21 protein-coding genes and 1 other RNA gene are annotated in these 22,011 nt (G+C 59.3%); 11 read left to right on the forward strand and 11 right to left on the reverse strand.

Going from position 1 to position 22,011, the window contains the following annotated elements; all coding sequences use genetic code 11:
* Positions 1-68 precede the first annotated feature (68 nt).
* The 4 genes from QQG91_RS05855 (at position 69) to QQG91_RS05870 (ending at position 6,400) form a co-directional block, all read left to right on the forward strand.
* A complete protein-coding gene (locus QQG91_RS05855; protein WP_285772034.1) occupies positions 69-2,798 on the forward strand; it encodes an Rne/Rng family ribonuclease in 2,730 nt (909 codons plus the stop codon).
* 122 nt (positions 2,799-2,920) lie between these two features.
* Positions 2,921-3,676 carry a cytochrome c biogenesis CcdA family protein gene (locus QQG91_RS05860; RefSeq protein WP_285772035.1) on the forward strand — a complete coding sequence of 252 codons (756 nt, stop codon included), beginning with the start codon at positions 2,921-2,923 and terminating at the stop codon, positions 3,674-3,676.
* Between the two features lie 67 nt (positions 3,677-3,743).
* Positions 3,744-5,021 (forward strand): hypothetical protein, encoded by a 1,278-nt coding sequence (locus QQG91_RS05865; RefSeq protein ID WP_285772036.1) that lies wholly within the window; start codon positions 3,744-3,746, stop codon positions 5,019-5,021.
* Complete coding sequence (locus QQG91_RS05870; protein ID WP_285772037.1) at positions 5,018-6,400, forward strand: cytochrome P450; 1,383 nt, start codon at positions 5,018-5,020, stop codon at positions 6,398-6,400. Before QQG91_RS05865 ends, QQG91_RS05870 begins: the two co-directional genes overlap by 4 nt.
* Here QQG91_RS05870 and QQG91_RS05875 read toward each other — a convergent pair.
* The 3 genes from QQG91_RS05875 to QQG91_RS05885 form a co-directional block, all read right to left on the reverse strand.
* Positions 6,347-6,571 (reverse strand): ribbon-helix-helix domain-containing protein, encoded by a 225-nt coding sequence (locus QQG91_RS05875; RefSeq protein ID WP_285772038.1) that lies wholly within the window; start codon positions 6,569-6,571, stop codon positions 6,347-6,349. The two genes, QQG91_RS05870 and QQG91_RS05875, sit on opposite strands and share 54 nt — an antisense overlap.
* On the reverse strand, positions 6,568-6,747 hold the full coding sequence (locus QQG91_RS05880; protein WP_285772039.1) for a DUF4169 family protein: 180 nt from the start codon (positions 6,745-6,747) through the stop codon (positions 6,568-6,570). Before QQG91_RS05880 ends, QQG91_RS05875 begins: the two co-directional genes overlap by 4 nt.
* 153 nt (positions 6,748-6,900) lie before the next feature.
* Positions 6,901-7,374, reverse strand: coding sequence for an SspB family protein (locus QQG91_RS05885; RefSeq protein ID WP_285772040.1), 474 nt, complete (start codon positions 7,372-7,374; stop codon positions 6,901-6,903).
* 51 nt (positions 7,375-7,425) lie between these two features.
* Between QQG91_RS05885 and QQG91_RS05890 the strand changes: the two genes are divergently transcribed.
* Entirely contained in the window at positions 7,426-7,935 is a 510-nt protein-coding gene (locus QQG91_RS05890; protein ID WP_285772041.1) for a hypothetical protein, read from the forward strand.
* 31 nt (positions 7,936-7,966) lie between these two features.
* Here the strand turns inward: QQG91_RS05890 and ssrA are convergent.
* Positions 7,967-8,316, reverse strand: a transfer-messenger RNA (tmRNA) gene (gene ssrA, locus QQG91_RS05895).
* A gap of 60 nt (positions 8,317-8,376) precedes the next feature.
* Here ssrA and QQG91_RS05900 point away from each other — a divergent pair.
* Positions 8,377-8,718, forward strand: coding sequence for a zinc ribbon domain-containing protein YjdM (locus QQG91_RS05900; protein ID WP_285772042.1), 342 nt, complete (start codon positions 8,377-8,379; stop codon positions 8,716-8,718).
* 51 nt (positions 8,719-8,769) lie between these two features.
* Here the strand turns inward: QQG91_RS05900 and eno are convergent, their stop codons facing one another.
* The 3 genes from eno to tyrS form a co-directional block, all read right to left on the reverse strand.
* Positions 8,770-10,047 carry a phosphopyruvate hydratase gene (gene eno / locus QQG91_RS05905; protein ID WP_285772043.1) on the reverse strand — a complete coding sequence of 426 codons (1,278 nt, stop codon included), beginning with the start codon at positions 10,045-10,047 and terminating at the stop codon, positions 8,770-8,772.
* Positions 10,048-10,096: 49 nt separating this feature from the next.
* Positions 10,097-10,978, reverse strand: a complete 882-nt coding sequence (locus QQG91_RS05910; protein WP_285772044.1) for a DMT family transporter — start codon at positions 10,976-10,978, stop codon at positions 10,097-10,099.
* 153 nt (positions 10,979-11,131) lie between these two features.
* Positions 11,132-12,382, reverse strand: a complete 1,251-nt coding sequence (gene tyrS / locus QQG91_RS05915) for a tyrosine--tRNA ligase (RefSeq protein WP_285772045.1) — start codon at positions 12,380-12,382, stop codon at positions 11,132-11,134.
* Positions 12,383-12,445: 63 nt separating this feature from the next.
* Here tyrS and QQG91_RS05920 point away from each other — a divergent pair, with 63 nt between their 5' ends.
* The 5 genes from QQG91_RS05920 (at position 12,446) to QQG91_RS05940 (ending at position 18,147) form a co-directional block, all read left to right on the forward strand.
* Positions 12,446-13,582: an anhydro-N-acetylmuramic acid kinase gene (locus QQG91_RS05920; protein WP_285772046.1), complete on the forward strand. Its 1,137-nt coding sequence runs from the start codon at positions 12,446-12,448 to the stop codon at positions 13,580-13,582.
* A 70-nt stretch (positions 13,583-13,652) separates the two neighbouring features.
* A complete protein-coding gene (locus QQG91_RS05925) occupies positions 13,653-14,174 on the forward strand; it encodes a DUF1697 domain-containing protein (protein ID WP_285772047.1) in 522 nt (173 codons plus the stop codon).
* 155 nt (positions 14,175-14,329) lie between these two features.
* On the forward strand, positions 14,330-15,751 hold the full coding sequence (gene cysS / locus QQG91_RS05930; RefSeq protein WP_285772048.1) for a cysteine--tRNA ligase: 1,422 nt from the start codon (positions 14,330-14,332) through the stop codon (positions 15,749-15,751).
* On the forward strand, positions 15,748-17,373 hold the full coding sequence (cimA, locus tag QQG91_RS05935) for a citramalate synthase (RefSeq protein ID WP_285772049.1): 1,626 nt from the start codon (positions 15,748-15,750) through the stop codon (positions 17,371-17,373). The genes cysS and cimA overlap by 4 nt, the downstream gene beginning before the upstream one ends.
* Positions 17,374-17,382: 9 nt before the next feature.
* Entirely contained in the window at positions 17,383-18,147 is a 765-nt protein-coding gene (locus QQG91_RS05940; protein WP_285772050.1) for a phytoene/squalene synthase family protein, read from the forward strand.
* Between the two features lies 1 nt (position 18,148).
* Here QQG91_RS05940 and QQG91_RS05945 read toward each other — a convergent pair whose 3' ends face one another.
* From QQG91_RS05945 to cobA, 4 genes are read right to left on the reverse strand one after another with little or no spacing between them, the layout of a single operon-like run.
* Positions 18,149-18,556 (reverse strand): DUF6157 family protein, encoded by a 408-nt coding sequence (locus QQG91_RS05945; RefSeq protein WP_285772051.1) that lies wholly within the window; start codon positions 18,554-18,556, stop codon positions 18,149-18,151.
* Positions 18,549-19,799 (reverse strand): MFS transporter, encoded by a 1,251-nt coding sequence (locus QQG91_RS05950; RefSeq protein WP_285772052.1) that lies wholly within the window; start codon positions 19,797-19,799, stop codon positions 18,549-18,551. Before QQG91_RS05950 ends, QQG91_RS05945 begins: the two co-directional genes overlap by 8 nt.
* Before the next feature lie 45 nt (positions 19,800-19,844).
* A complete protein-coding gene (locus QQG91_RS05955) occupies positions 19,845-21,101 on the reverse strand; it encodes a cobyrinic acid a,c-diamide synthase CobB (protein ID WP_285772053.1) in 1,257 nt (418 codons plus the stop codon).
* Positions 21,098-21,949 (reverse strand): uroporphyrinogen-III C-methyltransferase, encoded by an 852-nt coding sequence (cobA, locus tag QQG91_RS05960; RefSeq protein WP_285772054.1) that lies wholly within the window; start codon positions 21,947-21,949, stop codon positions 21,098-21,100. Before cobA ends, QQG91_RS05955 begins: the two co-directional genes overlap by 4 nt.
* Positions 21,950-22,011: the final 62 nt, after the last annotated feature.

The following is a 22,011-nucleotide window of genomic DNA, read 5'->3' on the forward strand; positions in this document are numbered from 1 at the left end:
TAACCACGCAAAGCCGACCGCCGCCCCTCCGGGGGAGAGGCCGCTTTTGCGTGCGAAAAACGGATACAATGGCAAAGAAAATGCTCATCGATGCCACACACGCGGAAGAAACCCGCGTCGTCGTGGTAGACGGCAACAAGGTCGAGGAATTTGACTTTGAAAGCCAATCTAAGCGCCAGCTTGCTGGTAATATCTATCTCGCAAAAGTAACCCGCGTAGAGCCCTCTCTACAGGCTGCATTTGTCGATTACGGCGGCAACCGTCACGGGTTCCTCGCGTTTTCCGAGATTCACCCCGATTACTATCAGATCCCTGTCGCGGACCGCGAAGCTCTGATGGAAGAAGAGCGTGCCTATGCAGAAAGCCTCAAGGCCGAAGCAGAGCACGAAGAGGACGACAAGCCCAAGCGCTCGCGTCGTCGTCGCTCGCGCACACGCTCCAAAGCGTCCGACACCGCATCGAACGATATCGTCGCAACCCAAGAGGTCGCAGGCGATGACGACGGCGCGCCGCGCCGCGAGATTGCGGGCATGGAAACCATCGACTTTGACGACGAGGACGATCACGAGGGCGACAGCCCGATGATGACCGTTCACGAGACTCCCGTCGAAACCCCGACCGCGGACGAAGAGCCTTCGGACGAGGGCGTCGAGGCTCAGGACGTCGCCGACATCCAAGGGACCGAAGAGGGCGCAAGCGCCTCTGACGTCGACGAAGATGAAGACGAGGACGACGAAGAGCACGAAGACGACGAGATCGAAAGCGTCGCCGACGAGGACGACAGCGAAGACGTGCGCCCCGTGCGCAAGCCGCGTCCCAAGCGCTACAAGATCCAGGAAGTCATCAAGGTGCGCCAGATCCTTCTGGTGCAGGTCGTCAAGGAAGAGCGCGGCAACAAGGGCGCGGCTCTGACCACCTATCTTTCGCTTGCTGGCCGTTATTGCGTTCTTATGCCCAACACCGCACGCGGTGGCGGCATTTCGCGCAAGATCACCAATGCAGCCGACCGCAAACGTCTCAAGGAAATCGCGAGCGAGATGGAAGTGCCGCAGGGCGCAGGTCTTATCGTGCGCACCGCAGGGAGCCAGCGGACCAAACCCGAAATCAAGCGCGACTATGAATATCTTCAGCGCCTTTGGGAGCAGATCCGCGAGCTGACGCTCAAATCCGCTGCGCCTGCCAAGATTTACGAAGAGGGCGACCTCATCAAGCGCACGATCCGCGATCTTTACTCCAAAGAGATCGACGAAGTGATCGTTGCAGGCGACGAAGGCTATCGGACGGCCAAGGACTTCATGAAAATGATCATGCCGTCCCACGCCAAGAACGTGAAGCCCTATGCCGATCAACTCCCGCTCTTTGCGCGCTATCAGGTCGAGGGCTATCTTTCGGGCATGTTCAACCCGACGGTCCAACTTCCTTCGGGCGGATATATCGTCATCGGTGTGACCGAAGCGCTTGTTGCGATCGACGTGAACTCGGGCCGCGCCACCAAGGAAGGGTCGATCGAGCAGACCGCTCTCAAGACCAACCTTGAAGCCGCCGAAGAGGTTGCCCGTCAACTGCGCCTTCGTGACCTTGCGGGTCTGATCGTCATCGACTTTATCGATATGGACGAGCGCAAGAACAACACCGCCGTTGAAAAGCGTCTCAAGGACAAGCTCAAGACCGACCGTGCCCGCATTCAGGTCGGCCGTATTTCGGGCTTTGGCCTCTTGGAAATGTCGCGTCAGCGTCTGCGCCCCGGTATGCTCGAGGCCACGACCCAGCCGTGCCCGCATTGCCATGGAACGGGCCTTTTGCGTTCGGACGACAACGTCGCGCTCCTGATCCTTCGCCAGCTCGAAGAAGAAGGCGTTCGCGGTCGCTCGCGCGAGGTTCTCGTGCGTGCGCCCATCGGTATCGCCAACTTCCTCATGAACCAGAAGCGCGAGCATATCGCGGACATCGAAGCGCGCTATGGTATGGCCGTGCGGATAGAATGTGATCCGACGCTTATCTCGCCCGATTTCGCTGTCGAGAAGTTCAAGACCGCAACGCGTATCGTTCCCGAAGCCGCTCCCGTCCAAATGGTGTCTGCCGCTCTTCTCGAAGAGGACGACGACGACATCGTAGAAGAGGTGGAAGAGGTCGAAGAAGAGACTGTCGAGGCTTCGGAAGAGGATAAGCCCAAGAAGAAAAAGCGTCGTCGTCGTCGTCGTCGCGGTTCGGGCAAGAACGCCGAGAACGGGTCCGAAAACGGCGAGTCCGACGAGTCGGACGACGCCGAAGGCGATGAAACGGACGATGAGACGTCTGAAACCGTAGCGCCCGAAGCCGTTGCCGAAGTGACCGAAGAGCCCGGCGAGGCTGCACCTTCCGAAGAGGCAGACGCACCTTCGGAGACCGAGGAAAAGCCCGCCAAGAAGACACGCGCACGCTCGACCCGTAGCCGCTCCAAGAAAAAGGACGCCGAAGAGGCCGAGGCACAGGCAGAAGCGCCTGCCGCCGAAGCTGCGACCGACGCTCCGACCGAAGAGCCTCAGGCCGAGGAAAAACCGAAGCGCGCCCCGCGCAAGCGCACCGCAACCCGCAAGAAAAAGACCGAGGAAGAGGCTGTTGCCGAAACTCCGATCGAAGCGGAACCCGCCCAAGCGGAGGCACCTGTCGAGGTCAAAGCGGAAGCGGCTGTCGCTGTTGTGGCTGAAGAGCCGCCCGCAGAAGCTGCGCCCGAGCCTGAATTGGTGACGGCAGAGCCCGAGGCCCCCAAAGCCGAGGAAAAGCCAAAGCCCAAACGCAAGGGCTGGTGGACCCTCTGAGTTCATAAGAACGCCGTCCTTCGGGGCGGCGTTTTCGTTTCAGGCGCTTACTCGAATGTGACCGCTTGACGCGTGACGCGGGGCACGGATTGCCTTATGTCCGATGGAAAAGGGGACCAGATATGTTCGACGCAGGCACATTTCTTGACGCTTCACTTCTCGTCGCGATGGGCATTTCGCTTGTTGCGGGGGTACTTTCGTTTCTTAGCCCCTGCGTTCTTCCTGTTGTGCCGCCCTATCTGGCCTATATGGGCGGCGTGTCCGTGACCCAAATGGAAGGGGAAAGCAGCGCGCGCGGAAAAGTGTTTCTTTCTGCCGTGTTCTTTGTGCTCGGGCTTTCGACCGTGTTTCTTCTGCTCGGGTTCGCATTCTCGGCGGCGGGACGGCTTTTCCTGTCCTTTCAGGATGTGGCGATCACGATAGCCGGTGTGATCATCATCATTTTCGGTCTTCATTTCATCGGGGTTTTCCGCATTCCGTTCCTGAACCGCGAGGCGCGGATCGATGCTGGGGATCAAGGCGGGAGTGCCTTTGGCGCCTATCTTTTGGGGTTGGCCTTCGCCTTTGGCTGGACACCCTGTCTCGGGCCCGTGCTCGGCGCAATCCTCGGTCTTGCGGCCTCCGAAGCCGATATGGCCAAAGGCACGCTTCTACTTGCAGTCTATGCCATCGGTTTGGGGTTGCCGTTCCTTCTTGTTGCGGCCTTTTTCCCGCGGCTCAAAGGACCGATGAATTGGCTCAAGCGGCATATGCGGACCGTGGAAAAACTCTCGGGAACCTTGCTCCTGATTGTGGGAATCCTCATGCTCACCGGGAAATTCTCGGACATTTCCTTCTGGCTACTTGAGACGTTCCCGGGACTTGCAACTTTGGGGTAAATTCCACTCTTATATTTACAAGTTTTGAGCGCTAGACTGCTCCAAAAGAGTGGACAAGAGACCCATCATGACGGAGCAAGAGACCGCGAGGCCGGTGCGAAAGCGTCAGGTTTTCTATATCCCGGGCTATGATCCGATCCATCCGCGCCGCTATCGCGAACTCTATCGCAAAGAAGGCGCCGATCAGGCTGCGATTTCGGGGTATGCGCTGTCACTGTCTCCGGCAAGCGGGGCCCGCTACGGCTGGCAGATCGAAGCCGAGATCGACGGGGCGAAGGTCGACACCAAGGTCGAGGTGCTGGTCTGGTCGGACATTGTGCGGGACAGCATGGAGAACACGATCCCCGCGACCTATCTCCAACTTGTGCGCACGGCTTGGACCTATCTGGCGAGCGGTGCTCTCTTTCGGCTGATGTTTCTGCGCAAGGGGCCGATCATCGCCGCGCTTTATCCCGTCGGAATGCTTCTGCTTCAATTGGTGGTCGCGCTTTTGATCGGGGCGTTCTGCACTTGGGTGTTCCAAGCGCTCTCGGTCTTTGTCGCGGGGCTGATGATCCCGATCCCCGAAGTGGTGGAAGCATATCGGCCTGTGTTCTTCCTTTTGTCCGTGCCCTTGTTTCCGATGACCACGATCGCAGTCCTTCGGTGGTTCAAGTCCAAGGACAACAGGTTTTTCGCCTATTACCTGATGCATGACTATGCCTATTCCGCCCATTGGAACGGGGCGAACCCACCCGAGTTGAAAGCGAGAATGTCCCGCTTCAGGGGCGCAATCATCGAGGCGCTTTCCTCCGATGTCGACGAAGTTCTGGTTGTGGGGCATTCGTCGGGTGCGCATCTGGCGGTCTCGATCCTTGCCGATATCTTGCGCGCGGGCGCAGTGCCAGAGGTTGGGCCTGCGTTGGGGTTCCTGTCACTGGGTCAGGTGGTGCCGATGGTATCCTTCTTGCGTGATGCAGGTCGTTTGCGTGCCGATCTTCGGATGCTGAGCGAACAGGACCTTGTTGCTTGGGTTGATGTCACAGCTCCGGGGGATGGCTGCGCCTTTGCGCTCTGCGACCCTGTTTCGGTGAGCGGTGTCGCGCGCGAGGATAAGAAGAAATGGCCGCTGGTCATTTCCGCCGCCTTTACCCAAAGCCTTTCGCCCGAGCGTTGGTCGGAATTGCGCTGGCGGTTTTTCCGTCTCCACTTTCAATACCTTTGCGCTTTTGATCGGCCCAAGGATTACGACTATTTCCAGATCACGGCGGGGCCCAAGACACTTGCCGAAAGGTTCAAGGATCGCCCCCCGTCGAAAAGCCGGATCGAGCGGCCGCTCAATCGCTATACATCGGTCAACACATGATCCCGCCCAAACCTCCTTCACGTCCTGAAAAGGTGTCGCTCTGGCGCTATTTGCGGCTCTTCCGCGAGGACATCCTTTCGGCCCAGCCTTCCAAACTCTATCGCGCTTGGATGGCGCAGTTCCGCACGCCGTTCTTTCAAAGCTATCTGGTCAATGATCCTGCGCTTATCCGTTGTGTCCTCAACGAAAGGCCCGATGATTTTCCCAAGTCGGATCGTGTCGGAGCAGGATTGCGCCCCATCCTTGGGGAGTCGGTGTTCCTCACCAATGGTGAGGTCTGGAAAAGCCAGCGGCGCATCATCGATCCGAGTTTCGCAGGTGGTAGGCTTCGCGATACCTTTCCCGCGATGTGGGCCGCAGGCGAAAGCGCGGTGGCGCGGCTTGCTCCTTTGGCCGATGGCGGGCCATTGGAGATCGAGCAAGAGACAAGCCATCTGGCCGCCGATGTGATCTTTCGCACGCTCTTTTCTCTACCGATCGAAGACGAGACGGCAACGCGGGTTTTCGAAGAATTCCGCGCCCATCAGCGCAGTCAGCCCATCCTCAATCTTGCTGCGTTCGTGCGCGGGCCAAAATGGATGCCGCGCTTTTTCTCGTCCGAGACCAAGCGCACAGCCAAGGTGATCCGTCGTTTGATCACCGATCTGACGACGCGTCGTCTGGCTCTGATCGAAACGGGCAATGCGCCCGACGATCTTGCGACCAAGATCATGACGACCGAGGACCCTTTGACGGGCAAAACCTTTGACGTGCCTGAAATGGTCGATCAGGTGGCGATTTTCTTTCTTGCAGGACACGAGACAAGCGCCTCTGCGCTGGCGTGGGCGCTCTATCTTTGCGCGCTCTATCCCGAGTGGCAGGAGAGGATCGCCAAAGAGGCCGAGGCCCTCGTCCCCGAGTTTTCGGCCGTTGCCAAGCTCCGCGTGACGCGCAATGTCTTCAGTGAAACCCTGCGCCTCTATCCGCCCGTTCCGATGATGGTGCGTGAAACCACTTGTCCCGAAGAGTTCAGGGGCAGGGCGGTCAAACCCGGTGCCCAGGTGGTTCTCAGCCCTTGGCATCTACATCGTCACGAGCGGCTTTGGGAGAGACCCGACGCGTTTGATCCAACGCGCTTCGAGGCGGATGCGGATCGCGGCGCCATTCGTGACGCCTATATGCCGTTTTCTTCGGGTCCGAGGGTCTGCACCGGTGCGGGCTTTGCCATGGTCGAGGGACCGCTGTTGCTTGCGATGCTGCTCCGGTCCTATCGGTTCGAGGTGGTCGAGGGGCGCGATCCTGTGCCTGTCGCGCATCTCACTGTCCGCGCCAAAGACGGTATCTGGCTACGCGTGACCCCGCGCAACGGCGCGCTGGAAAAGCCAGACGCGGATCGCTGAGGCCAGCCCGATATCTCCGCGCTCTTCGTCGATCATCGCGGCAAGCTCGTTGAGCGCGATCCCGTCCTCTTTGGCCGCGTTGCGAAAGGCGGTCCAGAATACATCCTCGAGCGAAACAGAGGTGCGGTGCCCCCGAAGCGTGAGCGAGCGCTTGACGGGACGCTCGGTCATTCGTCTTCGAACTTGAGTTGGTCCAGATGGCTGCGCATCTTTGCCTCGCGCGTGGCATCGAGGAGACGCTGTGCCTTGGTGCGGCCGAACTTGAGCGCATTCGCATCGGCCTGCGCTTTCTCTTCGGCGCGGTCGCGTTCTTTACGGGCTTTGTTCAGGTTGACGATGGACGACATCTTATCCTCGGTGAGTCTGCGGAAGACCAATCTAGCGCGGCGTGTGGTGATCTGCCAAGCGGTCGGCCCCGAGAATTCTGTGGATGAATCGGGTCAAACAGAAACGCCGACCCCAAAGGGATCGACGTTTCATCAAATCTCTTTTATTTTCCGTTACTTGCGGAATTTATCGAGGCTCACGACTTCGGCCTTGTGGGGCTTGTCGGCTTTTTCTTCTTCGACGTCGACATCCATCGGTGCCTCTTCGTCGTCTTCATCCTCGTCGTCCTGATCCTCTTGGGTTTCGAAACGAAGACCGAATTCGACCGACGGGTCTACAAAGGTGCGGATTGCGTCATAGGGAATATAAAGCGGCTCGGGGCTGTCACCGAAGTTGAGCGTGACCGAGAACCCCTCGTCTGTGACTTCGAGGTTTTCGAACCAGTGTTCGAGAACAATGGTCATATCACCCGGATAACGATCCGAAAGCCAATCGGCCAGTTCGACATCGGGGTGCATGGTATCGAAAGTGATGAAGAAATGGTGGTTCCCGGGAAGCCCGTTCTTCGAAACTTCGGTCAGAACCTTTTGGATGAGGCCACGCATGGCCGCGTGCATCAGGTTCCCATAATCAATTGAACGGCTCACTGGATCCATCCCTCGGTTGTCTTTTGCTCAACATACGGGATTCGATGGGGGATGAAAGAGGCGAAAGTATCTTGGAGCGCTGCGCTTGCACAAGCGGCTATGGAACGGGCCGAAAAGCGGTATGATAGTTGCAAGAGGCTGGGGGGCATTCAGGTGCAAGAGGTCTCTATGGCGAAAATCATCGTGTCGGTCTTGGGCGGTCTTACTCTTATCGGGTTGATCTCCATGCTGTTCTTTTCGCATATCTTCGAAGAAGGGGTTCGCAATCAGGAAAAGGTTGCCCGAATGCTTGCGGCGCAGCATCAAGCCTTTGAAAGCATGGAGCATTTGCCGTGGGATGCCGAGGCTCGGATCATCTCGGTGCGCAGCGATACGGCGCAGCTGACGATTGCGTTGGACGCCACGCCGCCGCCCGACACGATGGTCGTGTCATCGGTGTGCAGCTACCGCAAACTGCGCGAGCTGGTGCTTTCGGATGTCATGGTTCGCCTTGTCTGGACGCCCGACCGTCGGTCGGTGACACATATGACCAAGATCGACCACTGTCTCACTCTGCGTTGAGTGGGCTTCAAGGAGCGTCAAGTTAGGAGAAAGTGGAGGTTTCTGTTGCCAGGTACCTCCGAACCCCGCCTTAAGCTGCTAGGCCTAAGGGCTTAATTTTCGGTGTTTCGCACTGCTTACGCAGCGAGAGCTACCGGAGCACGGTTGTCATTTGCAACTATACTTTTTGAACCGATAACGGTGGTATCTCACCGGGACAAAGCAAAACCCCTTTAGACGTTCGTCGATCCTGTTTCGGCCCCATGATCCCCAAATGAAGGATGTTTGGTGGAGCCGCCGGGTACCGCCCCCGGGTCCGATCCGCTTATTACGAGCGCGTTTATGTCCATAGTCCCGAAGGACATCCAAGATATATGCGGACCGCAGGGTGATCTCAAGAGCCAGCGCCATGCGACATTAATTTTGTTGTTCATGGGGGGATCGCGGGTCTATAGCGGCTCTATGACTGATAGCTTGCCCCCGTGCCCCGAATGTTCGTCCGAATTCACCTATGAGGTGGATTCGCTCTTCAATTGTCCCGAATGCGGGCACGAATGGACCGCTGCGGGCGGCGATGAGAGCGGCAGCGAAATCCGCGACAGTGTCGGCAATCTTCTGGCCGATGGCGATACGGTCACGGTGATCAAGGATCTCAAGCTCAAGGGCTCGTCCACAGTGGTCAAAGTCGGCACTAAAGTGCGCGGTATCCGTCTGGTTCCAGGGGATCACGACATCGACTGCAAAGTGCCCGGTATCGGGCAAATCGGGCTCAAGTCCCAGTTCGTCAAGAAAGTCACCGAATAACAAAAAAGCCCCGCATATCGCGGGGCTTTTCGTTTCGACCTGTGGTTGGTCTTATTTCTTGAGGATCGAGCGGCCCGCGTATTGTGCGGTCGCGCCGAGCATCTCTTCGATACGGATCAGCTGGTTATACTTGGCCAGACGGTCCGAACGCGAGAGCGAGCCGGTCTTGATCTGGCCGCAGTTGGTCGCAACGGCGAGATCGGCGATGGTCGCATCTTCGGTTTCGCCCGAGCGGTGCGACATGACGTTGGTGTAACGTGCACGGTGCGCCATATCGACGGCCTTGAGCGTTTCGGTGAGCGAACCGATCTGGTTCACCTTGACGAGCATCGAGTTGGCAACGCCTTTTTCGATACCTTCGGCAAGACGGGCAGGGTTGGTCACGAAAAGATCGTCGCCGACGAGCTGGATCTTGTCGCCAAGACGCTCGGTCAGGAGCTTCCAGCCTTCCCAGTCGTCTTCGCCGCAACCGTCTTCGATCGAGATGATCGGATAGTCGTTGCAGAGTGCTTCGAGGTAGTCGACGTTTTCAGCCGAGGTGAGCGAGAGGCCTTCGCCCTTCATCTCGTATTTGCCGTTCTTGAAGTATTCGGTCGAGGCACAATCGAGCGCGAGATAGATGTCTTCGCCCGGCTTGTAGCCTGCTTTTTCAATCGACTTGAGGATGAAGTCGAGTGCTTCGCGCGAGGAGGCGATGTTGGGGGCAAAGCCGCCTTCGTCGCCGATGCCGGTGGCAAGACCTGCGTCGTGGAGCTCTTTCTTGAGGGTGTGGAACACCTCCGAACCCATGCGAACTGCTTCTTTGATGTTCGTGGCCGAAACCGGCATGATCATGAATTCTTGGATGTCGATCGGGTTGTCCGCATGCTCGCCGCCGTTGATGATGTTCATCATCGGCACAGGCAGAACGCGGGCCGAGGTGCCGCCGATATAGCGGAAAAGCGGCTGGGTGGTGTATTCTGCTGCGGCCTTGGCTACGGCCATCGACACGCCGAGGATGGCGTTCGCACCAAGACGGCCCTTGTTCGGGGTGCCGTCAAGCTCGATCATGGTTTCGTCGATTTCGACCTGCTCGGTTGCGTCCATGCCGATGATGGCTTCTGCAATCTCGCCGTTCACGGCTGCGACGGCCTCGAGGACGCCTTTGCCTTTGTAGCGGGACTTGTCGCCGTCGCGCTTTTCCACGGCTTCGTATGCGCCTGTCGAGGCACCCGAAGGAACGGCTGCGCGGCCCATGGTGCCGTCTTCAAGGATCACGTCAACTTCAACGGTGGGGTTACCACGGCTGTCGAGGATTTCGCGGGCGTGAATGTCGATGATAATGCTCATAGGGCAAGTCCTGTCCTGGATATGCGGGGTTGTGTCGAGTGCTCTATAGTCACTTAGTTCGTGCCTGTGAAGCACGACTACGGGATTCTCGGTAGAGAGTGTAAAGTCCCGATGAAATAATTATGATAGCGCCAACATAAGTGAAAAGATCGGGTCTTTCATCGAAAACGGTATACCCGATGAAGAGCGCGAAAATGATCCGCGCATAGCGGAACGGGGCGATCACCGCCATGTCCCCGATACGGGTCGCAAGCACCAGAAGATAGTAACCCGTCACGCCGACCGCGACCGCAAACCCCATGCTAAGGGCCGAGGCGCTGCTGATCGGTCCAAGGTCGTGGCCCATCACAAGCATCATGAGAAAACCGACGGGGATGATCAGCAAAAAGGCCCAGCTCGACACTTGAAGGCTGTCGATATGCTTGGGCATGTTGCGCGTCACCACATCGCGCATCGACAGACCGAAAGTGCCGATCACCGCAAGGAGGGCAGTCAGTTCGATCCCCTCGGTGGTCGGACGGATCACGATCAGAACCCCGATAAAGCCGACGCCGATGGCGCTCCATCGCCGCCAGCCGACCTCTTGTCCAAGGAAAATCGCGGCCCCCAGTGTCACGAAGAGCGGCATGGCCTGCGCAATCGCCGAAGCGGTCGTCAGTTCCGAGAGGGTGAAGGCCAGAACGTAACCGCCCGTGCCCAGCATTTCGAAGAAATTGCGGGCAAGAACGTTTCTTTGAAAGAAATCGCGCGAGAAAATGGATTTGCCGCGCAGTCGGGCAAGGAGTGCAAAGACGAGCCCGCCGCCCAGTCCAAGGAGCATCAGGACCTGACCCGTCGGCATCTCTCCCGAGGTTTGCTTGATGAACATATCCTCAAGCGCAAAGCCCGCCATTGCGAGCACCATCAAGAGCGCGCCGCGTAAATTATCCATGGTTCTGGTTCCTAGATCAAATGGCGGCCTTTGCGCGCCCGACTTTGCGGCAAGGTTTACCGAATAACTGCCGCTGGCAAGATCAAATCGGGAGGGACGCCAAGCAAAAGGGCGGCACATTGGCCGCCCTTATCCATCAGGTTTGAGGCCCGCTTAGCCGAGTTTGACGAGCGCGTGGCGCTTTTTGCCGGCCGAAAGCTTGATCGCCTCGGCAAAATCGGCTGCTGCAAACATACGGCCCGCATCGGTGCAGGTCTCGTCATTGACCTTGAGCCCGCCTTCGGAGATCAGACGCTTCCCGTCCTTGCCGGTCTTGGCCAGACCCGAGCGCACAACGAGTTGCGCAAGAGAAATGCCCTCGGCCACTTCTGCAGCATCGAGCGAGAGGGTGGGGAGATCATCGCCCACACCGCCTTTTTCAAAGACCTCGCGCGCGGTTTTCTCGGCATCCGCCGCGGCTTCGGCCCCGTGCAAGAGGGTGGTGACTTCGTTGGCGAGCACGATCTTGGCCTCGTTGATCTGCGAGCCTTCGAGCGCACCGAGGCGTTCGCATTCTTCGACAGGAAGCTCGGTATAGAGCTTGAGGAAGCGGCCAACGTCCGCATCGGTGGTGTTGCGCCAGAACTGCCAGAACTCGTAGGGGCTCAGCATTTCTGCGTTGAGCCAGATTGCGCCGCCTTGGCTCTTGCCCATCTTCTTTCCGTCCGAGGTCGTGAGCAACGGCGAGGTAAGGCCGTAAATCTCGTTGTCGAGCACACGGCGCGTCAGGTCGATCCCGTTGACGATGTTGCCCCACTGGTCCGAGCCGCCCATCTGGAGCAGACAGCCGTAACGGCGGTTCAACTCGAGGAAGTCATAGGCCTGAAGGATCATGTAGTTGAACTCGAGGAACGAGAGCGACTGTTCCCGATCAAGGCGGGATTTCACGGACTCGAAGGACAGCATGCGGTTGACGCTGAAATGACGACCGATGTCACGCAGGAACTCGAGGTAATTAAGATTGTCGAGCCATTCGGCGTTGTTGAGCATCACGGCGTCTGTCGCACCCGAGCCATAGTCGAGGTAGCGGGAGAAGACCTTGTTCATACCCTCGATGTTTTCGTCGATCTGCGCGGGGGTCAGCAGCGGGCGCTCGTCTGCGCGAAAGGACGGATCACCTACCTTTGTGGTGCCGCCGCCCATCAGCGTGATCGGCTTGTGACCGCTCTTTTGCAGCCAGCGCAGCATCATGATGTTGAGCAGGTGGCCGACGTGCAGCGATTTCGCCGTCGCGTCGTAGCCGATATAGGCCGGAACCACGCCCTTGCTCAGTGCCTCGTCGAGGCCTTGATAATCCGTGCAGTCCGAAAGGAACCCGCGTTCCATCATAACTGCCATGAATTCGGATTTGGGATGGTAGGTCATCGTCTTGTCCTTGGTTAAATCTCGCGGCACTCTATAAGCGCCTGATCGGGTAAGGGGAAGCACATGTTGAAGGCCAATATCGTAAAGGCGCTCGGAGCGATGTCGGGAACCTCGCTCGACGGGGTTGATGCCGCCGTTGTTTTCACCGATGGCGAGCGGATCGAAGCCTTTGGCGAATTCGATTATCGCGCCTATTCCGAGGCCGAGCGCGAAACGCTTCGCGCGGCCTTGGGCCACTGGGAAGGGGCGGCTCTCGATCTGGCCGCCGAAGTGGTCGAAAACCTCCATGCCGAGGTTCTCGCGGGCTTTGAGGATATCGAGATTGTCGGCTTTCACGGTCAGACCGTGGCACATGACCCCAAGGGACGCGGCACGCTCCAGATCGGGAACGGTGCACTTTTGGCCGAAGTTCTTGAAACACCCGTGGTCTGGGATTTCCGCTCGACCGACGTGCGTTTCGGCGGCGAAGGCGCGCCGCTTGCGCCGTTTTTCCATTTCGCCTTGGCCAAATTCATCAAAGCGGACGCACCTATCGCCTTTTTGAACCTTGGCGGTGTGGGCAATATCACCTTTGTCGATCCCCGCTTCGATCGTCCCGACGAAGAGGGCGCCTTGCTCGCTTTCGACACAGGTCCCGCGAATGCGCCGATCAATGATCTGGTCTCCTTGCGTTTGGGGATCGACTGCGATGCGGGCGGGGCGCTTGCCAGCCGAGGCGAGGTTATCTCCGACATCGTCGACAGGTTTCTGGAGCACCCGTTCTTTTACCGTGTGCCGCCCAAGTCGCTCGATCGTGACGCTTTTGCCGCGTTGAAAGAGGATGTGGCCGCTTTGACGACCGAGGATGCGGCGGCGACACTGACGGCCTGTGCCGCGATGAGTGTGGTCAAAGCGATGGAGTTTTGTCCGGAACTGCCGACCAAAGTTCTTGTGACGGGCGGGGGGCGTCATAATGCGACCCTGATGAAAATGCTGGAAACGGCGCTCGACTGTCCTGTTGCACCGGTCGAGGACCATGGTCTCAACGGTGATATGCTCGAAGCGCAGGCTTTTGCCTTTCTCGCGGTCCGTGTGGCGCGGGGACTGACGACCTCTTGCCCCTCCACAACGGGTGTCGCGGCGCCCGTGGGCGGCGGTGAAGTGAGCAGACCCGTCCTAGGCGGCGGGATTGCGACGACTGCGATGCTTGCGAACCGCTGAAATTCGCTCTTTTGCAGGGTGGCGCATTGCCCCGTTTAGGTTAGAGTTCGCCCATAGGTTGGGAGACGCTATGACCAATTACGTATGCCTTTTACGCGCCGTGAATGTCGGCGGCACCGGTAAAATGCCGATGAAGGAGGCCTGCGCCGCCTTGCAAGCGGCGGGGCTGACTTCGGTGAAAAGCTATATCGCGTCAGGCAACATCGTTTTTGTGGGGCAAGGCGATGTCACAGCGCTGGTCGAGGAAACGCTGTCGCAGTTGGTCGGCGCAACGGTCGAGGCGCTTTGCTTTGACGAGGCAAGGTATCTCGCGGCGATTGCGGGCAATCCTTTCACGTTCGAGGCTGGAAACCAGCTCCACGGCTTCTTTTGCTGGGACGAACCCGAGGTCGATTGGGGGTTGGTCGAGGAGCTTAGGTCGGACACTGAAAACTTTGCCCAAGTCGGCCGGATGCTCTGGCTGCATGCGCCCGATGGAATAGGCCGTTCCAAGCTGGCCGAGAAGCTTGCCAAGGTGACGGGCAAGACCAAAATGACCGCCCGCAACATGAACACCATCCTCAAGCTCAAGGAAATGCTGGACGCGATGTAACGGCGGTGCTAACGATATCGGCATGAAGAGCATGAACCAGATCATTATCGGCTGCATTATTACCTGCTGACATAGTCACGCGGGCCGCTCTTTCACGTTTCACTCAGACGCATAAGTTGCTAAGCCCGCGGCGAAACCCCGTGTGCGAGAGACCTATGACGACGATCCAGCTTCACAACACCAAGACCCGCCGCAAAGAGGTCTTTGAGCCATTGGACCCGCAAAACGTGCGCATGTATGTCTGTGGCCCGACGGTTTATGACCGGGCGCACCTTGGGAATGCGCGGCCCGTGCTGGTGTTCGATGTGCTTTATCGTTTGCTTCGCCATGTCTACGGCGCGGATGCGGTGACCTATGTGCGCAACTTCACCGATGTGGACGACAAGATCAACGCGACCGCACTTGCCCGCAAAGAGGCAGGGGCCTCGGGCACGCTCGAAGAGCTGATCGTCGAACGGACCGAGGAAACCATCGGTTGGTATCACGCGGATATGGATGCGCTCGGGGCGCTGCGTCCGAACCAAGAGCCGCGCGCGACCGAATGGATCGGGGCGATGATCGCCATGATCGAAAAGCTGATCGTCGATGGTCATGCTTATGAAAAGGAAGGGCACGCGCTCTTTCGGGTGCGGTCCTACAAGGACTATGGCGCGCTTTCGGGGCGTTCGGTCGATGATATGATCGCAGGCGCACGTGTCGAGGTCGCGCCCTTCAAAGAAGACCCGATGGATTTCGTCCTCTGGAAGCCTTCCGATGCCGATACCCCCGGCTGGGACAGCCCGTGGGGACGTGGACGTCCAGGATGGCACATCGAATGCTCGGCCATGTCCTACGAGCTTCTCGGGGCGTCCTTCGACATCCACGGCGGCGGCAACGATCTCCAGTTCCCGCACCATGAAAACGAGATTGCCCAGTCCAAATGCGCCCATCCGCACGGCGAGTTCGCGCGGTTCTGGCTCCACAACGAGATGCTACAGATCGAGGGCAAGAAGATGTCCAAGTCCTTGGGCAACTTCTTTACCGTCCGCGATCTTCTGGATCAGGGCGTCGCTGGCGAAGTGATCCGCTTCGTCATGCTTTCGACGCATTATTCCAAGCCGATGGATTGGACCGAGAAAAAGCGCCAAGAAGCAGAGCAAACCCTGCGCAACTGGCGCAAGCTTTTGGAGGGCGCCGTGGCCAGCGGTGCCGACCAGGATGTGGTTGACGCGATTGCCGACGACCTCAACACCGCTGGTGCGATAACACGTCTACACGCGATGGCCAAAGAGATCGCGGCCAACCCGCAAAAGGATTGTTTCTTTGAAAAGGGAGTCATGCTCGCCTCGGCACAGATGCTTGGCCTGTTGCTTCCTGAAATGGGAGATTGGGTGGAGGTGGGCATCGATCTGACCCCCTTGGCCGACAAGCTCGCCGCTCTGCGCGTAGCTGCCATGGAAACCAAGGACTTCTCGGCCGTTGATGCGCTCAAAACCGCGCTTCTCGATGCAGGGGTCGAAGTGCGTATGTCCAAAGCAGGCGTCGAGCTTGCACCGAGCGCGGGCTTTGATGCCGCGAAACTGGAGGGTCTCAAATGACCAAGGAAAAGCTTTATCTCTTTGATACGACCCTTCGTGACGGGCAACAGACCCAAGGGGTGCAGTTCTCGACCGCCGAAAAGAACCGTATTGCCGAGGCGCTTGATCGTCTTGGCGTCGATTACATCGAAGGCGGCTGGCCCGGTGCGAACCCGACCGACAGCGATTTTTTCAACGCGCCGCCCAAGACCCGCGCGACCCTTACCGCATTCGGCATGACCAAACGGGCAGGGCGCTCTGCTGCGAATGACGATGTTCTGGCGGCTGTGATGAACGCGGGCACCCCTGCGGTCTGTCTGGTGGGTAAGACCCACGATTTCCACGTGACCACCGCGCTCGGGATCACATTGGACGAGAACCTCGAGAACATCAGCGCCTCGGTCGCGCATATGGTGGCCGAAGGGCGCGAGGCCTTGTTCGACGCCGAGCATTTCTTTGACGGCTATAAAGCCAATCCCGACTATGCGCTCAAAGCGGCCCGTGCGGCCTATGATGCGGGCGCCCGCTGGGTTGTCTTGTGTGACACCAACGGAGGCACGCTCCCGTCGGAGGTCAAAGAGATCGTCGGCAAAGTGATCGAAGCGGGCATTCCCGGGAGCCATATCGGTATCCACACCCATGACGACACGGGCCACGCGGTTGCCAACAGCCTTGCCGCTGTGGATGCGGGCGCGCGCCAGATCCAAGGCACGCTCAACGGTCTTGGCGAGCGGTGCGGCAATGCCAATCTCACCACCATCATTCCGACCCTGCTTCTCAAAGAGCCTTACAAATCGGCCTATGACACGGGCGTCACTGCCGAGGCGCTTGTCGGTCTGCGCAAAACCAGCCGTATGCTCGATGATATCCTGAACCGCGTCCCTGCAAAACAGGCGCCCTATGTCGGGGCTTCTGCCTTTGCGCACAAAGCGGGGCTCCACGCGAGCGCGATCCTCAAGGATCCGACGACCTACGAGCACGTCGAGCCTTCGCTTGTGGGCAACAGCCGTATCATCCCGATGTCCAATCAGGCGGGTCAATCGAACCTGCGCAGCCGCTTGGCCGAGGCGGGGATCGAGGTCGACCCCAAAGATCCTGCATTGGCGCGTCTTCTCGATGTGATCAAGGAACGCGAGGCGCAGGGCTATTCCTATGACACCGCGCAAGCCTCGTTCGAGCTTCTCGCGCGCGAAATGCTCTATCAGCCGCGCCCCTTCTTCGATGTGGATCGGTATCGCGTGATTTCCGAGCGCCGCCGCAATGCCAAAGGTGAGGTGATCACGGTCTCTGAAGCCGTCGTTTCGGTCTGGATCGGCACGCAAAAGGTAACGAGCTTTTACGAAAACGAACATGCCGACAAGGAACAGGATGCGGGACCCGTCAATGCGCTCTCGAACGCATTGGCCAAGGACCTTGGACCCTATCAGGCCTTGATCGAGGATATGGAGCTTGTCGACTTCAAGGTGCGGATCACCAGCGGCGGGATCGAGGCGATCACCCGCGTGATCATCGACTTCGAGGATTCCAAGGGGCGTCGTTGGTCCACCGTCGGCGTCAAACAGAACCTGATCGATGCCTCATTCGAGGCGCTTCTCGATGCGATCAACTGGAAACTCTGGCGCGATGGCGCGGCGACGGCCTAGGAACACAAAATGAGCATCAATGCCTGTGCCGCTCTTGTCGAGCGCGGCGATCCGGATCGGTTTCTGGCGGCGATGGCCGCGCCCGCAGAAGTGCGCGGACGTCTTTTTGTGCTCTATGCGTTCAACCTCGAAGTGGCCCGCGCACCTTGGATGACCAAAGAGCCGATGATCGCCGAAATGCGGCTTCAATGGTGGCGCGATGTGATCGAAGAGATCGCCAAAGGTGGTCCGGTGCGCGCACACGAGGTCTCGACGCCCTTGGCCGAAGTGGTTGTCGAGACAGGGCTTGATCCCGTGGTTCTGGATCAGATGGTCGAGGCGCGGCGCTGGGACATTTACAAAGAAACGTTCGACGACGACGCACAGCTCTTTGACTATCTGGAAAAAACGGGGGGCGGGTTGATGTGGGCTTCGGCCTTTGCCCTCGGTGCGCCGAAAGACCGTGAAGCCGATATCCGCAAAGTCGGACGCGCATCGGCCTTGGCCTCTTGGTTCATGGCTGTTCCCGACCTTGAAGCGCGGGGCTGGGCGCCGCTCCCCGACGGAAGACCCGAGGCGGTGGCGGCTCTGGCGAAAGCGGCGCTTGCCGATCTGTCTGGGGTCAAAGGATCGCTCGGCACTGCTGCTCCCGCGCTGCGGGCGGCGTGGCGGGCGAAGGCGATCCTAGGCCAAGCAGCACGCGAGCCGCTGCGTGTCGCCGAAGGCGCGCTCGGCACATCCGAGTTCCAGCGTCGGGCGGGTCTTGTCTGGCGCACGCTGCGCGGGACGTGGTGATCTAGCGGCGCGACCGCATGGCCTGTGTTTTGGCGGTCTGCTCGTCCTCGATGAGGGCGGCGTAGCGCGGCGATGCCATATCGACCAAGGCGACCTTGCCCTCGGCGTCATGGTGGAAACCCCAACCATAGGTCTTGGCCAAAGGCGAGGCGCGAAGACAGGCTTGGCCGCGGCTGTGAAAGGCATCGACGAGGGCATCAAGGTCTTCGTTCGGGATGTCCTTGCGCCGCGCCTCGACCGCAATCAAAAGCGCGTCGCTCGTAAAAGCATAGGGCGCGTCGCGGAGCATTTCGTATTGGAGCGCAGCTATGGTGCCCGCTTTTGCCGGCACCGTGCCTTGGGCCACCTTGCAGTCCTCGGCCACGCGGATCAGGGTATCGGTATAATTGGTCGTATACCGCTTAGTCATTCGTCTGTGGCCGCATCGTGAGCCAGATCAGCGCGCCGCCAGCCAAGGCAAGGAAGGGTAGCATCGCAAGGTTCACGGCCGTCCAGCCTTCGATCGGTGAGCCGCCCGAGCAGTTCATCAGACCGCCAGACGCGAGCGAGGCGATCGTGACGCAGCCGAAGACGATCATATCGTTCATGCCCTGAACCACGCCCCGTTCGTGCGGCTTATGTGCCATGGCAAGCATCGAGGTCGCCCCGATAAAGCCGAAGTTCCAGCCGATACCCAACAGGATCAGGCCTGCGTAAAAGCTCACTAGGCTGGGCTGTCCCGCCTCGGAGAGTTCGACACCCGCAAGCGCTGCCGCGCCTGCGCAGGCGAGGATGAAAAGCCCGAGGGTCATGATCGACTTGACCCCGAAACGGGCGATAAGATGACCGGTGAAGAACGACGGGATATACATCGCAAGAACATGGGCCGAGACGATATCGTTCGCGTCGCTTGCGCCGAACCCGCAGCCCACCACCGCAAGCGGAGTCGAGGTCATGACAAGGTTCATCAGCGCATAGGACACCATGCCGACAATGATCGCGACGATGATATTGGGGTCGCGCAGCATTTCCTTGCGGGTGCGGGCGACCATTTCAGTGGCGCTTGTCGGGGCGTTCTTGCTGCCTTTGGGCAGATCCAGCGCCATAAAGAGCACCATGCCGATCAGGTTGAGCACGATCACCGACAGATAGCTTCCGAGGAAGGGAACGACGAGCGCGTTCATCATCACCTTGTTCATTTGCGGTCCGACAATGGCCGCAGCCAGCCCCCCAGCCATCACATAAGAAATGGCTTTGGGTTTGAACGCATCCGACGCCGTATCTGTCGCGGCAAACCGATAGAAGCCTTGGGCGGACATATAGATGCCTGTGAAATAGGCGCCGACGAGGAACAGGTAGAAGTTCCCCATATAGAGCCCCAAGGCGCTGATCATTGCGCCGACCATGCCCGAAAAGGCACCGAGCATGAAACCGAAGCGCCGCCCGTTCTGCTGCATCAAGGGCGAAAGCCATGGCGCGGTGGTCATCGACGAGAAAACGATCACCGAGATCGGCAGCGTCGCAAGACAGGGGTTCGGGGCCAGCATACTCCCCGCAAGGCCGCCGATCGCAAAGATCATCGGCATTTGCGCACCGATGATCGCTTGCGCTCCGACAAGAACGGCTACGTTGCGCTTGGCGCGGCGGTCATCGGTATAGGCTGAGTCCATCATGCCCAAATCGGTATTGAGGCGGTTCGGGGTTGTCCAGCCGAATAATCAAAAATCTATGATATGGGCAAAGGACCCGAAGACATTACCCATTCGCAATCCCATCGCGCCGAGGTCGTTTCCTTCGGCATCTTTGGCGGCAAAAAGGGGATCGCCCTCGGCACGCAACGTTGTTGCATAGTGGAATTCATGGGCCTTTGCGTAGCCTTGATAGGGCCCGTGATCCGAGGTCAAACTCCGATACCCCAGATGCAACTTGCGCGTCTCGAACGAGGTTTCAAGAGGCAGAAGCCCCGCCATTCGATGGCGCACGCCGTCTTTGTCGATCAGCCCTTCGCCCAAGGTCATATACCCCCCGCATTCGCCATAGATAACAGTGTCTTGCGCGGCAGTCCTTAGCGAATCCAGAAAGCGATGGCTGGCGGCCAGACGGCCTGCATGCAGCTCGGGATAGCCGCCGGGGAGAAAGACAAAATCGGCCTTTGGCACGGTTTCATCGGCCAAGGGGCTGAAAAAGGTGATCTCGGCACCCGCCGCGCGCCAATCTCCGAGCTGGTGCGGATAGGCAAAGGCAAAGGCCTCGTCTCTGGCGACTGCAATCCGCTGGGCGGGGGCACGCGGTTTGGGTGTTGGACCTTTGGGCAGGGGCGCCATAAGCGAGACAACCGCGTCAAGATCGACGTTCTGCGCCACAAGACGCGCAGCTGCTTCGATAAAGGCTTCGAGATCGGGGTGTTCGAGAGCTTGGACCAACCCCAGATGCCGCGAAGGCTGGGTGATGGTGGGCGTCCGCAGAATCGCGCCCAGCACTGGGATCCCGAGCGGCGCGATTGCGCTGCGCAGCATCGCTTCGTGTCGCGGCGAGCCGACCTTGTTCAGGATGACGCCGCCGACGCGGACCTCGGGGTCATGGCTTGCAAAACCGCGCAGAACCGCCGCGACCGAATGGGCCATATGTGCCGCGTCGATGACAAGGATCACAGGCAATCGCAAGAACCGCGCAAGGTCCGCCGTTGCGCCTTTGCCGTCGGGCGGAGCGCCGTCGAAAAGACCCATCGCCCCTTCGATCACAAGCGGCCCTTGGGCCAAGGACAGGATGCGTTCGGGCGTCATCGCCCATGCGTCGAGGTTGAGACAGGGACTGCCGCAGGCGGCAGAATGAAACTGCGGGTCGATATAGTCGGGACCCGATTTGGCACCGCGAATGGCGATGCCCTTGTTCCGAAGGGCGCGAAGCAGCCCGAGCGTCAGGGTCGTTTTGCCCGAACCCGAGGACGGGGCCGCAACGATCACGCCCGTGGTCATGCGCTTTCGGCGGGTCGGCCACGGCCCAAGGGGTCGAGATTGCGCGGCACCTCTCCCTTGGCAAGGGATTGCCAATCCAAAACCTGCCGCATGAGAACCGAGCGCCCGACACAGATGATTGCAGGCGGCTCGAGACCCGAGGCAGCGACATCCGCAACGGCGCTTCCAAGGGTGGTTTCAAGCACCTGTTGCGCGTCCGTTGTGGCGTTGGTGACAATGGCAACGGGTTCGCTCGATGGACGGCCCGCTTCGAGAAGCGAGGTCATGATCTGGTCGAGATGTTTCATCCCCATGTAGATCACAAGCACCTGCGAGCCGCGGCTGATCGCATTCCAATCGAGGGATTGCGGCGTGTTGCCCGACTGGTCATGGCCTGTGACAAAGGTCACCGACTGGTTCACGTCGCGGTGCGTGACGGGAATACCCGCATAGGCCAAGCCGCCGATCCCTGCGGAAATGCCGGGAATGATACGGACGGGAATATCGTGCTGGATCAGGGTCTGGGCCTCTTCTCCGCCGCGACCGAACACGAAAGGATCGCCGCCCTTGAGCCGAAGCACTCGTTTGCCTTCTCGTGCAAGCTCGACAAGGTGGAGCGAGATGTCGCGTTGTTTCGCCGAGGGTTTACCGCCCCGCTTGCCCGCATAGATATGCTCGGCCTTGGGCGCCCACTCAAGGATGCTCTCCTGCACCAATGCGTCATAGACCACCACATCGGCCTGACGCAGGGCATTGACGGCATGGAGCGTCAAAAGGCCGGGGTCTCCCGGACCTGCACCGCAGAGCCAGACCCATCCGGGCTTGAGTTCGGGCCAATCGTGGCCGGGAAGAGAGAGCGAGTCAGTCATAGGTTCCTTATGCAGTCTCTCGGCGCTGTCGGAAAGGCAAGTTGCGACCTACTAGGGCGATT

This window comes from Marivivens sp. LCG002 (assembly GCF_030264275.1).
GTDB lineage: Bacteria > Pseudomonadota > Alphaproteobacteria > Rhodobacterales > Rhodobacteraceae > Marivivens.

Bases quoted from the DNA above. Each gene is read 5' to 3' on its own strand.
- QQG91_RS05855 (WP_285772034.1), top strand. From the start codon at position 69: ATGGCAAAGAAAATGCTCATCGATGCCACACACGCGGAAGAAACCCGC.
- QQG91_RS05860 (WP_285772035.1), top strand. From the start codon at position 2,921: ATGTTCGACGCAGGCACATTTCTTGACGCTTCACTTCTCGTCGCGATG.
- QQG91_RS05865 (WP_285772036.1), top strand. From the start codon at position 3,744: ATGACGGAGCAAGAGACCGCGAGGCCGGTGCGAAAGCGTCAGGTTTTC.
- QQG91_RS05870 (WP_285772037.1), top strand. From the start codon at position 5,018: ATGATCCCGCCCAAACCTCCTTCACGTCCTGAAAAGGTGTCGCTCTGG.
- QQG91_RS05875 (WP_285772038.1), bottom strand. From the start codon at position 6,571: ATGACCGAGCGTCCCGTCAAGCGCTCGCTCACGCTTCGGGGGCACCGC.
- QQG91_RS05880 (WP_285772039.1), bottom strand. From the start codon at position 6,747: ATGTCGTCCATCGTCAACCTGAACAAAGCCCGTAAAGAACGCGACCGC.
- QQG91_RS05890 (WP_285772041.1), top strand. From the start codon at position 7,426: ATGAAAGAGGCGAAAGTATCTTGGAGCGCTGCGCTTGCACAAGCGGCT.
- QQG91_RS05900 (WP_285772042.1), top strand. From the start codon at position 8,377: ATGACTGATAGCTTGCCCCCGTGCCCCGAATGTTCGTCCGAATTCACC.
- eno (WP_285772043.1), bottom strand. From the start codon at position 10,047: ATGAGCATTATCATCGACATTCACGCCCGCGAAATCCTCGACAGCCGT.
- QQG91_RS05910 (WP_285772044.1), bottom strand. From the start codon at position 10,978: ATGGATAATTTACGCGGCGCGCTCTTGATGGTGCTCGCAATGGCGGGC.
- tyrS (WP_285772045.1), bottom strand. From the start codon at position 12,382: ATGACCTACCATCCCAAATCCGAATTCATGGCAGTTATGATGGAACGC.
- QQG91_RS05920 (WP_285772046.1), top strand. From the start codon at position 12,446: ATGTTGAAGGCCAATATCGTAAAGGCGCTCGGAGCGATGTCGGGAACC.
- QQG91_RS05925 (WP_285772047.1), top strand. From the start codon at position 13,653: ATGACCAATTACGTATGCCTTTTACGCGCCGTGAATGTCGGCGGCACC.
- cysS (WP_285772048.1), top strand. From the start codon at position 14,330: ATGACGACGATCCAGCTTCACAACACCAAGACCCGCCGCAAAGAGGTC.
- cimA (WP_285772049.1), top strand. From the start codon at position 15,748: ATGACCAAGGAAAAGCTTTATCTCTTTGATACGACCCTTCGTGACGGG.
- QQG91_RS05940 (WP_285772050.1), top strand. From the start codon at position 17,383: ATGAGCATCAATGCCTGTGCCGCTCTTGTCGAGCGCGGCGATCCGGAT.
- QQG91_RS05945 (WP_285772051.1), bottom strand. From the start codon at position 18,556: ATGACTAAGCGGTATACGACCAATTATACCGATACCCTGATCCGCGTG.
- QQG91_RS05950 (WP_285772052.1), bottom strand. From the start codon at position 19,799: ATGATGGACTCAGCCTATACCGATGACCGCCGCGCCAAGCGCAACGTA.
- QQG91_RS05955 (WP_285772053.1), bottom strand. From the start codon at position 21,101: ATGACCACGGGCGTGATCGTTGCGGCCCCGTCCTCGGGTTCGGGCAAA.
- cobA (WP_285772054.1), bottom strand. From the start codon at position 21,949: ATGACTGACTCGCTCTCTCTTCCCGGCCACGATTGGCCCGAACTCAAG.